Below are 12102 nucleotides of genomic sequence, written 5' to 3'. Positions count from 1 at the left end.
TTTCAGCTACTTGGGCAAATGGACCTTCGACAAGCCCATTTTCCCTTGCTGGACAGGCACTTCCGTGCATTACGCGCCGAACAAACCCACCATAATCGACTCACTCACGAAAGATCGAGGCTAGGCATGTTGAAGCCACGGCTGGCTGGCCGAAGACCATGTGTTTGATCACGGACGCGAAGAGGGTCAACGGCGACGATTGCGGCGGCAGCGACGGTCGCAATTCGCTTCGTTTGCAACGCTCGACCTCTGTACTCGCTCTCAGCCTTCTGGGCGACCCGCCGGACCCAGCTACACCCATCTACGGACTTACCCCGTAGACTGTGCCCTCGTTGAGGAGCTTCGGGCGGACAGGTAAGCGACAACCGATCGCATGTTCGAGGCGGTGTGTCGGCCTAAGCGACCGTGCTTCTCGCAGCGCGAATTCCCAACTACGACGGGCGAGTTTGTGCAACTCGAAGACTGCAACTGTCAGATGGAGGTGGTCGGTGTTGAGGATCCTCGTGCGCATCGTCGGAATTGTCGTGCTCAGTGGAGTCGCCGCGATGCTTGTTAGCCCCTCGGCCGCGGCCCATGTAAATGCGTATTTTGAGGGAGGGGGACCGGGGGAGACGGGTCTGATTACGCTGCGGGTGCCCGCAGAAGCAGATAACCCGCCGACCGTCAAAGTGGAAGTGCGGATACCTGACGACGTTCAGATCCGGACCGTGCGACCCCAACCAGTGGCGGGCTGGAGCATCGACATCAAAAAGAAGAAAACAGATCCGCCGATCTACAGGGACGACGGCACCAGGGTCGACGAGGTGGTCAGTTCGGTGACGTGGACCGCGACAGGTCCGGGGATCATGCCGGGCCAATTCGACGATTTTGTCCTCGAGGCGAACCCTCTCCCGGATTTAGAGTCGCTTTCCTTACCGACTTATCAGACTTTCGCCGATGGCAAAACTGACGCTTGGACTGAACCGGCGCCCGAAGGTAGTGACCCAGAGTTCCCGGTGCCGACCGTCACTATCGGCGCGAGTTCGAACGGTGCAACCAGCGGTGGGAGCGGCACGACATCGGTGATTGCCTGGACCGCTTTAGGTTTTGCGGTTATTGCTGTCGCGCTGGGCATTTTTTCGATCGACCGGGCACGACGATCTGCTCATCATGCCTTGCCGGACGGCGCCTCGGCACCGGAGCGCTCCTCGGTCATGGAGTAGCGACCACGCGTTGATCGCGACTTCCACAGACGTTTGGTAGCTGGCGAGGTTGCCGGTCTACGGGCTTACCTGCGCTGCCAGCCTCAATGAATCGGGCACTCAAGATGACCAGCATGGGAAGAGATTTCATGGGTAGAAGCTGTATTTGGTTCAGAGCAAGCCTTATTGGCGCGGCAGTCGCCGTCGCTGCGGCGTGCGGTTCGTCACCGTCACCTTCGGACGCATCCTCGGCCACGCAGTCGCCAGCCACGCAGACGCCCGCGGTGACGTCTTCAGCGAGTTCTGATGCGGGAACGGTGATCGACATTTCTGTTGATAAGGGTGTGGCATCACCCATCAACGCGGAGGCGCAGGCGGTAGCCGGGCAGCCAATTGTGCTTCAGGTGACCAGCGACGCCGTGGACAGCCTGCATGTGCACTCGGTCCCTGAACACGTCTTCGACGTAGCAGCAGCCCCAGATCAACGCTTTGAGTTCACCGTCGACATTCCCGGTCGCGTCGCCGTAGAACTGCACGATTTGCACGTCACAGTCGTCACCATCGAAGTCCGGCCTTGACGCGCGAAGTCGCTGAGACGGTCCTCGCACATGGTGTAGGCGGATCAACTGACCTTCCAGTGCCGTTGTCGTACGCCCTGATTGGGGCCGCTTGGGCCTTGGCTGCCACGTTCGCCGTCGTTGCTGTGGCGTGGAGTACACCGCGATTCGACCCCGCGAAGCCGGGACGGGAGCTACCGACGTGGGTGACCGCTGTTGTCGACTCCCCGGTCGTCCGATGGTTCTTCGCGGCTGCCGCCGCGATCTTCTCCATTTGGGTGGCCGTGTCCGCGATCTGGGGGCCTCAGGGCAGTGACAACGCCCTACCAGGTGTGTTCTACGTGCTGCTGTGGGTCGGTCTCGTCGCCATTTCGGTAGTCGCCGGCCCAATATGGCGGGTGATCTCGCCGGCGCGAACCATCTGGCGGCTCTTGCACATTGGGGGGCGGAACGCGCGACCGTCAGAGCGACGTATGCGGTACCGGCCGGGCTGGGGATACTGGCCCGGCGTCGTGGGGCTATTTGCGTTCGTGTGGCTGGAATTAGCGAGTTCCGATCCGGGCTCGCTGACGGCGATCAAGATTTGGATTCTCGTCTACCTCATCGCAATGTTCGTCGGCGCAGCACTATTCGGGACGACATGGTTCGCCCGTGCCGACCCCTTCGAGGTGTACAGCGTGACCGTCTCGCGACTGGCACCTTTCAGAAGGAATCGCGCGACAGGACGCGTCGTCCTCGGAAATCCGCTCGATCATCTGCCGACCATGCCGGTGCGACCAGGCACGGTAGCGGTGATGGCAGTGCTCCTAGGATCGACGGCGTTCGACAGCTTCTCCCAATCGGCAACCTTCAGCAACTTCGTCAATCGCAACGCCTCGGCCATTCCTCTGATCGGTAATGCCGCGGCGGGAACGGTACTGCGTACCTGCGGGCTATTGCTTTTTGTGCTTGCGGTCGGTGTGACGTTCTCGGCTGCGGCACGCGCGGCCGCAGGTGTAAGCCGGGAGCAACGCCGTGAGTTGCCAGGCCTACTCGCGCACAGTCTCATTCCGATAGTCGTGGGCTACATTTTCGCGCACTACCTTTCCTACCTCGTCGAGCGAGGCCAGGAGACGATCGTGCGGCTGGCTGACCCGCTGGGCAGGGGCTGGCACCTTCTCGGCCTGGATGCCGGCGACGTGCAGTACTTCCTTTCTCTGAATCCGACACTGCTTTGGACCATCAAGGTTGCCTCCGTGGTCATCGGACACATGCTGGCGGTGATCGCCGCGCATGATAAGGCGTTGCGAGTGCTGCCAGTAGGCCATCAACTAACAGGCCAGCTGGCAATGATGCTGACCATGGTTTGTTATACATTCGCCGGCCTATATCTACTGTTCGGAGCTTGAGCTTCGTACCCTTAGCTACTATCGAGCTACGTAGATGGAAGCCGAGTCTGAGCGAAAGCTGACCTGGGAGGATCCCGATGGACATGGCAATGTGCGCGTGTTGCGAAGCGATGGCGGCTGCGTCGGCATGCTGTCCGGGCGGTCCACCAATGCCCGTTATGCCGCCGCCACCACCGCCGCCGCCTATGTAAACAGTCAGATGCCGGGTGTTCACTCGACCGATGAATCGCCACCGTGAAAGGCCGACGAGCGCATCTGGGATGGACCGCAGCCGGTCTATTGGCTGCAGCACTGATTGCGGTGGTGATGGGCGTGCTCGTATTCCGAGATTCGGGGTCTTCTGTCCCGTCGGAGGGTGATGTGGCCCAGCCGCGTTGCGAGGCTGATGTCATAGACCGTTTCCCGTCGGCGTCATCTGCGCGTGTTGTGGAGATCGACGCCAAGAGCGACGTGTTAGATGCAGACAGCCGCGACTTGTTTTCGTTGTTGGATCCTCCGTTGAGAGGGATCGATCAATCGCGCATTAAGGTTTGGAATGTTGCGGGCGTGGTGGAATCAAAGAACGAGTTCGGCGACACCATGCGAACTCCCTTCACCTGTCGCGCCTACTTTCGCGACGGCAATGTGGTACACACCCTCGTCCTTTTGGATCATCATCACTGACCCCTGTCATGATCCGGGGCGGTGTGGGTTCCGGCGGGTGGCGGGAACCGACGGCGTCCGCAATTTCGATCATCAGATCTGGCTGATCACGCCGGTGTGCTGGGGGCGAAGCTCGTAGGCGGATAGCAACGCGGATAGCAACGGCAGTCAGTCTGGGTGCATCCACCGCTGTTCGCCTGCATCCTTCTAGCTAGTCTGACGTGCGTTAATGGGACACCGGCGGACACCCACGGACCGCTTCGACGACACTGGGGGTCAAGTGGTCGCAGGTTCAAATCCTGTCAGCCCGACAAAATGAAACCCGCCGGCGTAGCCGAGCGGGTTTTTCGTTTGTCGGCCGACATGATGCTGGGAGCCGGAGTGCCCGGCGCGTGAGCGGCGGTCGCGCCGGCGGCTCCTGTCAGCCCGACAAATGCGATGTCGCAAGACATCGGAATAGCCGTGGACCTGCTTTAGGTCCGCGGCTTTTTCCGTTTGGGGCCTTTAGGGGCGCCGGTGGGTTGGTAGTCCCTGGTGGGGTCGAGGGTGAAGTCGCGCAGTACTTCCCGGTGGCGGCGTTGTTGACGGCGATCTTGAGATCGGTATCAACCAGAAGGATGCGTAGACCCGGTCCACGCGGAGCCATCGAAGTACCGCAGTTGCGCACTCGGGTTGCTCGGATCGGGATACCACCCCGGCGCCATCGCGGAATACCCGTCGGGCGTCGATGATTTCGGCTTTGAAACGGCGCGCACGCTGAGGACGACGGCAACCACCACTCCGACCACGATCAACAGGAGCACCACCAGGAAGGCCAGGTGCATGAGACTGAAACCAACCATCTGCGGGCCTCCTCAATGCGATACGACTACGAAACCTACCGCCCACAGGGCAATCATGAATCGCTAAGGAATCAGCTCTGTCTGAACGCAAGGCGGCTGAGCCGTAGATCAGTTCTTCGGCTCGGGGCTCATCGAGCCGTAGTAGTACGTCTCGTCACCGGTCGGGTAGCCGCCGCCGGCAGTGGCGATGTGCACATGGTCGAAGTGGTTGGCGGTCTCGTTGCCGTAGTCCGCCGTCCAACTCGGTGCGCCGATCCCCGGGTAGAAGCCCTGCCGCCAGATCACATGCAGGACGCCCCACCGCTTCGCGTTCGCCAACGCCAACCCGGCGATCTGGTTGCCCAGCGCGATGCCCTCTTCGCTGTTGTGGTTCGGGATCATCACGTCGATCGCCAGCCCCTCGGGATGCCACCGCAGCGGATCCTGCCGAAACCCGCCGATGGTGGTGATCTCGGGGAACATCACGCTGATGGCGCGGGCCGCCCAGATGGTCCTGACCTGTAACCCATTCTCCGGCGCCACGCCCTTGGGCAGCGCGAACGGGATATCCCGCGCCGCGGCGGGCGCACTGGCCGCCAGCAGTTCCGCCTCTGCCGGAATGGGCATGGTCATGATCGGCTCGCTCGGCGGTCCGGCCTCGGGGGACGACGACGGCACCGCGGCGGGCTTGGCGATGTGCGGCGTTCGGTCGGCGCTCTGGGCGTAGAGCATGCCTCCGGAGACAACCAGTGAGACGACGACCGCCAACCAGCGGCCTCGGCCGTTAGCTAGCAGGTTTCTCGCCACGGCTCAGCACTCTACTGGCGTCACCGGCGCCGCATCGCAGACTTGGTGGTCTCTTAGGGTTTTGTGGCCCAACGGGGCGCCCGCGTCCAGCGCATTCGACGTCGCCGAAGCGTCCTCAAGACGTCGCTGCCGCGGAGTGTTGCGTACGACTCGCGTAGTACTACTCATCCGCGGTTGCAGACCGGCACGGCATCCTGAACGCATGACGCTCACCAAGTCCGGGTCCGCCGTCGGCAAGGTCGCCGCCGAAACCCCCGCCGACCGCGACCGCGCTGTCGACGTCGCCCGCCTTGCCGCGCTCGTCGTGGTGATGTTCGGGCACTGCGCCCTGCTGCTGGCCACCATCGACGACACCGGCCTGCGCATCGGCAACCTGCTCGGCGAGATCCCCGCGATCGCGCCGATCACCTGGATCGTCCAGGTCATGCCGCTGTTCTTCCTGGCAGGCGGGGCCGCGGGCGCCTACGGTTGGCATCCGGGCTCGTCGTGGGGCACCTGGTTGGTCAAGCGGGCACAGCGGCTGTGCCGGCCCGTCTTCTGGTACCTCGCCGCATGGTCGATCGGCGTCCTGGTGACCTATCAGCTCCTCGGCGCCGAGTCCGCTGTCCGCATCGGACGGGAGTGCGTGGCGCTGCTGTGGTTCCTCGGGGTGTACCTCGTCGTGCTGGCCTTCGTCCCGGCGCTCACCCGCATGTCGACCGGCCGCACCGTCGCCGTCGCAGTGGTCGCGCTGATCGCCACCTCCGCGGCGTTCGACGCGCTGCGCTTCGCCGTCGGCGAGCCGATGGCGGGCATCGCCAACTTCGTGATCGTCTGGCTCATCCCGATGGTGATCGGCGTCGCCTACGCGCGACACCTGATCGGCCCGCGCGCCGCACTCGTCGCCGCCGTATCCGCCTTCGCCGCCCAGCTCGCGCTCGCCGCCGTCGGACCCTACGAAGTCTCGCTCGTGGTCACCGGCACGGAGCGTGTCTCCAACGTCTCACCGCCGACGCTGCTGCTCGCACTGCACTGCACCTGGATGTCGTTGCTGTTCGTGGCCGCCGCAAAGGTGCGCGGCAAGTGGGCCGAGCGGCCGCGCGTCTGGTACGTGGTCGCGATGGGCAACGGGGGAGCGATGACGCTTTACCTGTGGCACATCCCCGCGATCGCGGTGGCCACGTTCACCCTGCACGCCCTCGGGTTCGACGCGTATGACGTTGATGCGCCGTACTTCTGGGCGATGCTCGCCCTGCGGGCCGTGGTGTTCGCGGTGGTGATGTTCGCGATGTTCATGGTGCTGTCGCCGCTCGAGCATCGCCGGCTCCCGTGGTGGGACGCACCCGTTGCGGCCACCGGTGCCCGATCGACCGCTGCCGGCGTCCTCATCGTGATCGCGGGCGTGGTGCTGGTTCTGCTCGCCAAGAACGGCCTGGGCGACCTCACCGGCGTGACCACCCTGGGAGGTTTCCTGGCCGCGGCTGCCGCCGCCCGCGCCTGCGCGGGAGCGAAGCAGCCTGCGCCCCAACAGGTTAACGTTCAACGAGCGGCTTCGGCCACTTCGCCGGAACCGGTCGAGTGCGCACAATCTGAGGCCACCAGAACCATCTGCCCAACAGCGCCGCGATCGACGGGGTCATGAACGCGCGGATCACCAATGTGTCGAACAGCAGGCCCATGCCGATCGTCGAACCCATCTGTGCGACCACCGTCAGTTCACTGACGACCATCGAGATCATGGTGAAGGCGAACACCAGACCCGCCGACGTCACCACCGATCCGCTGCCACCCATCGCCCGGATGATCGCGGTGTTGATCCCCGCCGGCAGCTCCTCCTTCAACCTGGCGACCAGCAGCAGGTTGTAGTCGGCGCCAACGGCCAACAGGATGATGACCGCCATCGCCATCACCATGAACTGCAGCTGAATGCCCAGAATGTGCTGCCAGATCAGGATCGACAGACCGAACGACGCGCCCAGGGACAACACCACGGTGCCGACGATCACCGCGGCCGCGACAACGCTTCGGGTGATGATCAGCATGATGGCGAAGATCAGCGCGAGCGCGAGGATGCCCGCGATGATGAGGTCGTAGTTGTTGCCTTCCTGCATGTCCTTGAAGGCCGCGGCGGTGCCGCCGAGGTAGATCGTCGAGCCCTCCATCGGGGTGCCCTTGATCGCCTCCTTGGCGGCCTGTTTGATCGCGTCGATGCGCTCGATTCCCTCGGCGCTCAGCGGATCTCCCTCGTGCTGGATGATCAACCGGACCGCGTGGCCGTTCGGTGAGATGAAGTTGTCCATGCCGCGTTTGAACTCTGCGTTGTCGAAGATCTCCGGCGGCAGATAGAAGGAGTCGTCGTTCCAGGAGTTGTTGAACGCGTCGCCCATCGCCGACTGATTCTCACCCTGGGCGGCCTGCTGATCCTGCAAGCCGGCCTGGCTCGCGTGCATGGTCAGCATCATGTTCTTCATCTTCTTCATCGTCTCGATCTGCTGCGGCATCAACGCGAGCAGTTGCGGCATAAGGGAATCGAGCCGCTCGAGATCGGGAAGCAATTCCTGAACGTCTTTGGTCGTCGTGTCGACGCCGTCGAGCGTGTCGAACACCGACCGCATCGCCGCGCACACCGGGATGTTGAAGCAGTGGGGTTCCCAGTAGAAGTAGTTGCGGATCGGGCGGAAGAAATCGTCGAAATTCGCGATGAAGTCCCGCAATTGGGCGATGTCGACGGTCGTGTTGCGCGTCTTCTCGACCATGCTGTGCGTGGTCGCGCTCATCTCACCCATCAACTCCGACATGCGCGTCATCGTGTCGATGGTGACCTGCATCTCGTCGGCCTGCACGAGCATGTCCGCCATGCGGTCCTGCATGTACTTGCGGTTCAGGTCCTGACCCACGCCGCCCAGGCTCATCTGGGCCGGGATCGTGCTGAACTTCACTGGCTTTCCGTCTGGGCGGGTGATCGCTTGAACCCGGCTGATACCGGGCACACGGAAGATCGCCTTGGCGATCTTGTCGATCACCAGGAAGTCCGCCGAGTTGCGTAGGTCGTGGTCGCTCTCGATGAGCATCAGCTCGGGATTCATCGTCGCCGGTGAGAAATGCCGTTCGGCCGCAGCGAAGCCCTGATTCGCGGGCAGGTCGGCAGGCAGATACATCCGGTCGTTGTAGCTGGGCGAGTACCCGGGCAACGTGAGCAGACCAACGAGGGACAGCGCGACGGTCGAGAGCAGAACCGGGGCCGGCCAGCGCACGATCGCGGCGCCGATCTTCCGCCAGCCGCGAATTCGCATGGCGCGCTTGGGTTCCAACATGCCGAACCGGCTCGCGACGGTGATGATCGCCGGCCCCAGCGTCAGCGCGACAAGCACGCCGGTGGTCATACCGACCGCCAGCGGAATGCCCAGGGTCTGGAAGTACGGCAACCGGGTGAACGACAGGCAGAAGGTGGCGCCCGCAATCGTCATACCCGAGCCGAGCACCACGTGTGCGGTGCCGTGGAACATCGTGTAGAAGGCCGACTCTTTGTCCTCGCCGAGTGCTCGCGCTTCCTGATATCTGCCGATGAGGAAGATGGCGTAGTCCGTCGCCGCGGCTATCGCCAACGTGACGAGGAGGTTCGTGGCGAATGCCGAAAGGCCGATCAGGTCGTGGTAGCCGAGGAACGCCACCACGCCGCGGGTGGCCGAGAGCGTGAGAACCACCATCACGAGCACGAGCACGACGCTCAACACCGAGCGGTAGACCAGCAGCAGCATCGTGATGATCACGATGAACGTCGCGATCTCGATGACCCGGATGCTGCGGTCGCTCGCGATCTGCTGGTCGGCCATCAGGGCGGAGCCACCGGTCACGAAGACCTTCACACCCGGTGGTGGGGTAAGCCCGTCGACGATCTTCTTGACCTCTAACACCGACTCGTTGGACAGCGCCTCGCCCATGTTGCCTGCGAGATACACCTGCACGTAGGCGGCTTTACCGTCGGCGCTCTGCGCGCCTGCGGCGGTGAGGGGATCGCCCCAGAAGTCCTGGACGTGCTCGACGTGCGCTTTGTCGGCTTCAAGTTTGTCGATGAGTTCGTCGTAGAACCGGTGCGCCGCATCGCCAAGCGGTGCGTCCCCTTCGAGAACGATCATCACCGCGCTGTCCGACTTGTACTCTTCGAACACCTTGCCGACGCGCTGCATCGCGATCACCGACGGGGCCTCGGACGGGCTCATCGACACCGACTGCATCTGGCCGACGACTTCGAGCTGCGGCACGGTGGAGTTCAGGATCCCGACTACCACTACCCAGCCGATGATGATCGGGACCGCCAACCGGCGGATCCATTTGGCCACGCCGGTGCGCCGATCGTGCACAGGTGGCTTTGCGGAATCGCGAACCGGGGCGCTCATCGGGTCGTCATCGTGATCATTCCGGGCTTCATTGGAAGGGATGGGCTACGTCCGCGGATATTTCGCCCAGCCGTAACGCAGTCGGGCACCTCGCGGAGCTCCTCCCTACCAAGTGTTAAGCCTGTCTTAGTTCCTACCAGATCAGGCCCGTTCGCGGGAATCTACAGCAGCCCCGCGGCGAACGATGCCGCCTGGTCGACCAGCCCCGAGCTGACGTACGCGCCATGCGCACCCCAGTCCCGTCCGCCCTCCGAACAGATCGGATCGTTGGGTACGCACATGTCGGCGGTCTTGCCGGCGAACAGCGGGCCGACCGAGGGGAGCGGGCCCGGTGACAGGGAATCGGCGAAGCTGCTGCGCGGGCCGCCGAACAGGGCAGCCGCGGCGACGCGGTCGGCAAGTGCGGGTGGCATCGCTGCTGCCGCCAGATCCACGACAGCGGCGCCCTGGGAGTAGCCGCCGAGCACCATGCGCGTGTTCGGACAACTGGCGGCCATGGACTGAACGTGAGCGCTCAGGTCGTTGCGCCCGGCAAGTGTGCTGGAGCTGAAGTTGCGGCTTGCGGGGTAGTTGACCGCGTATACGCCCACCGACCGATCACCCAGCCGCGACCGCAACGCGTTGACGAACGCCTGCCCAGTCCCCCCGACACCGGGCGGTTCGGTGGTGCCTCGCGCGAAGACGATTTCGACGTGGGGGCAGGGCTGGGCGCCGGCAGGTGCGACGGTGGCAAGGGCAGTGGACAGGGCGATGACAAGTGCGGCGGCAAGGGCGGAAGTCGTCAGCCCGAGAAGACAGAGAATTCGTGTGATCGTCGTCATACTCTTACGTCGTTTCGTTGCGCGGATATGTCACATCAGCCCGCGAACCTCCCTGCCGCCAGGTAATACAACGCGCGGTATGGCGATTAATGGCTTAGCGTGTGGACGTCGCAGGTCAACGTCGACCGCAATCAGTTCGCCGACGAAGGTGAGAAGCGGTGGGGACGGTACTGGGGCTTTCGCTGACGCCCAGCAGTGTCGGCTGGGTCGTGCTCGACGGATCCAACGTCGACTCGGAGACCCTCGACCACGACGTCTGCGACGTCGGCTCGCACGACGATGAACTCGCCAGATACCTCGCTGCCGTCCGCGGGGTTCAGGCGATCGCCGCGGCAGGCGGCCAGAACCTGACAACCGTCGGTGTGACCTGGACCGACGGCGCCGCGACAGTGGCGAGCCTGATGCTGGAGGCGCTGCCCGACATGGGCTTCGACAAGGTCGTATCGGTACGCCTCCCGGCGGCGGACACGTCGAGCGAGGCGCTGTTGGCGCTGGCGCGGAGTGCCGCGCTGGGTGTGTATTCGAACCTCGAGACGGTCCCGATTCGGTTGCCCGTCACCGTGCCGACGCGGACGCCGTCGAAGTGGCGTACGCCCATTCGCGCGGCCGCCGCGCTTGCAGCGGGGGTGAGCGTGCTCTTCGTCGTGGGGCCGGAGTTCGCAGGTCAGCAGCAGTTCCGCTCGACGGATGCAGAGCCCGAGGCTCCGTCGCTCGGGTTTCACGCCGTCACGGCACCTGCTGCGGAGCCGTCCGTTCCCGACGTGGTGCAGCTGGTCGCGGGTCATCCAAAGCCGGCGCGACGCAGCACCCCTGCCGCCGAAACACCCGCGGAGCAGGTACAACAGCTTCCCGTCGTCGCACTGTCGACCGAGAATGCAATTGAGGCCGCCGCGCCGGAGCATGCTCTGGCCCCGACGTTGCCGGGACCCGCGCCACTGCCCGTGGCAAACCCCGCGCATCTACCCGGAGTGCAGCCCGCCGGTTTGCCGGCAGCACCTCCGCCGGACCCGGCTCAGGCCGTGGTCAACCCGCTGTTCAGCGCCCTGCCGTAGCCGGCGGTTACCAGTTCCACACCGTCGGATCGACCGGCGGGTAGTTCATGCAGACCTCGGTGGCGTGTGCGACGACGCCCTTGTTGTTGAAGAACAACTTGGCCCAGTTGCCCCAGCGGGTCGCCATCTGCTCGTAGTACACGTTGGTCGCGGTGTTCTCGGAGTACTGCCTGCGGCCGGCGTAATCCAGCGAGAAGAACCAGTAGATCCGGTTACGGGCGCCGGCCTGCACGTCGGCCGGACGATTCTTGTAGTCGATCATGTACCGCTCGTAGTAGATCGGGTCGGTATCCCGTGCGGCGGCCATGTACTGGTCGACGGTGCAAGTGGTCCGCATGATCCGATTCGGGATCGGATACTCGTCGGTCGCATCCGCGGAGGCGGTGGCCGGGAAGATCATCGCCGCACAACCGAGCGCGGCTGCCGCAATAGTCGCTTTGCGAAACATCCTGTTCTC

Annotated in this window: 12 protein-coding genes; 7 read left to right on the top strand and 5 right to left on the bottom strand. The window is 63.9% G+C overall.

The window, feature by feature from the left end:
- Positions 1-488 precede the first annotated feature (488 nt).
- From H7J93_RS09680 to H7J93_RS09660, 5 genes are all read left to right on the top strand, one after another.
- Entirely contained in the window at positions 489-1202 is a 714-nt protein-coding gene (locus H7J93_RS09680; protein WP_267306080.1) for a YcnI family copper-binding membrane protein, read from the top strand.
- A gap of 104 nt (positions 1203-1306) precedes the next feature.
- A complete protein-coding gene (locus H7J93_RS09675) occupies positions 1307-1759 on the top strand; it encodes a hypothetical protein (RefSeq protein ID WP_267306079.1) in 453 nt (150 codons plus the stop codon).
- Positions 1756-3126, top strand: coding sequence for a hypothetical protein (locus H7J93_RS09670; protein WP_267306078.1), 1371 nt, complete (start codon positions 1756-1758; stop codon positions 3124-3126). Before H7J93_RS09675 ends, H7J93_RS09670 begins: the two co-directional genes overlap by 4 nt.
- A gap of 34 nt (positions 3127-3160) precedes the next feature.
- Positions 3161-3364 carry a hypothetical protein gene (locus tag H7J93_RS09665; RefSeq protein WP_267306077.1) on the top strand — a complete coding sequence of 68 codons (204 nt, stop codon included), beginning with the start codon at positions 3161-3163 and terminating at the stop codon, positions 3362-3364.
- Positions 3361-3789 (top strand): hypothetical protein, encoded by a 429-nt coding sequence (locus tag H7J93_RS09660; protein WP_267306076.1) that lies wholly within the window; start codon positions 3361-3363, stop codon positions 3787-3789. Before H7J93_RS09665 ends, H7J93_RS09660 begins: the two co-directional genes overlap by 4 nt.
- A 584-nt stretch (positions 3790-4373) precedes the next feature.
- Here the strand turns inward: H7J93_RS09660 and H7J93_RS09655 are convergent.
- Positions 4374-4610, bottom strand: a complete 237-nt coding sequence (locus tag H7J93_RS09655; RefSeq protein WP_267306075.1) for a DUF2510 domain-containing protein — start codon at positions 4608-4610, stop codon at positions 4374-4376.
- Between the two features lie 108 nt (positions 4611-4718).
- A complete protein-coding gene (locus H7J93_RS09650) occupies positions 4719-5396 on the bottom strand; it encodes a VldE C-terminal domain-containing protein (RefSeq protein WP_267306074.1) in 678 nt (225 codons plus the stop codon).
- A 202-nt stretch (positions 5397-5598) separates the two neighbouring features.
- On the opposite strand from H7J93_RS09650, the gene H7J93_RS09645 reads away from it, so the two are divergent.
- The gene (locus H7J93_RS09645; protein WP_267306073.1) at positions 5599-7017 is read left to right on the top strand and encodes an acyltransferase family protein; all 1419 of its coding nucleotides are present in this window, start codon (positions 5599-5601) and stop codon (positions 7015-7017) included.
- On the opposite strand, the gene H7J93_RS09640 is transcribed toward H7J93_RS09645, so the two are convergent.
- Together H7J93_RS09640 and H7J93_RS09635 are read right to left on the bottom strand one after the other, a co-directional pair.
- Positions 6908-9772 (bottom strand): MMPL/RND family transporter, encoded by a 2865-nt coding sequence (locus H7J93_RS09640; protein ID WP_267306072.1) that lies wholly within the window; start codon positions 9770-9772, stop codon positions 6908-6910. The two genes, H7J93_RS09645 and H7J93_RS09640, sit on opposite strands and share 110 nt — an antisense overlap.
- Before the next feature lie 161 nt (positions 9773-9933).
- Positions 9934-10593: a cutinase family protein gene (locus tag H7J93_RS09635; RefSeq protein WP_267306071.1), complete on the bottom strand. Its 660-nt coding sequence runs from the start codon at positions 10591-10593 to the stop codon at positions 9934-9936.
- A 158-nt stretch (positions 10594-10751) separates the two neighbouring features.
- Between H7J93_RS09635 and H7J93_RS09630 the strand changes: the two genes are divergently transcribed.
- Entirely contained in the window at positions 10752-11645 is an 894-nt protein-coding gene (locus H7J93_RS09630; RefSeq protein ID WP_267306070.1) for a DUF7159 family protein, read from the top strand.
- Between the two features lie 7 nt (positions 11646-11652).
- On the opposite strand, the gene H7J93_RS09625 is transcribed toward H7J93_RS09630, so the two are convergent.
- The gene (locus H7J93_RS09625; protein WP_083150671.1) at positions 11653-12093 is read right to left on the bottom strand and encodes a DUF5078 domain-containing protein; all 441 of its coding nucleotides are present in this window, start codon (positions 12091-12093) and stop codon (positions 11653-11655) included.
- Positions 12094-12102: the final 9 nt, after the last annotated feature.

It is taken from the genome of Mycobacterium barrassiae (assembly GCF_025822765.1).
In the GTDB taxonomy this organism is placed as follows: Bacteria; Actinomycetota; Actinomycetes; order Mycobacteriales; family Mycobacteriaceae; genus Mycobacterium; species Mycobacterium barrassiae.
This window is presented reverse-complemented; position numbering and strand designations above follow the sequence as displayed.

Excerpts from the sequence above, each read along its gene's own strand:
- H7J93_RS09675 (WP_267306079.1), top strand. The coding sequence starts at position 1,307 with ATGACCAGCATGGGAAGAGATTTCATGGGTAGAAGCTGTATTTGGTTC.
- H7J93_RS09665 (WP_267306077.1), top strand. The coding sequence starts at position 3,161 with ATGGAAGCCGAGTCTGAGCGAAAGCTGACCTGGGAGGATCCCGATGGA.
- H7J93_RS09655 (WP_267306075.1), bottom strand. The coding sequence starts at position 4,610 with ATGGTTGGTTTCAGTCTCATGCACCTGGCCTTCCTGGTGGTGCTCCTG.
- H7J93_RS09645 (WP_267306073.1), top strand. The coding sequence starts at position 5,599 with ATGACGCTCACCAAGTCCGGGTCCGCCGTCGGCAAGGTCGCCGCCGAA.
- H7J93_RS09640 (WP_267306072.1), bottom strand. The coding sequence starts at position 9,772 with ATGAGCGCCCCGGTTCGCGATTCCGCAAAGCCACCTGTGCACGATCGG.
- H7J93_RS09635 (WP_267306071.1), bottom strand. The coding sequence starts at position 10,593 with ATGACGACGATCACACGAATTCTCTGTCTTCTCGGGCTGACGACTTCC.
- H7J93_RS09625 (WP_083150671.1), bottom strand. The coding sequence starts at position 12,093 with ATGTTTCGCAAAGCGACTATTGCGGCAGCCGCGCTCGGTTGTGCGGCG.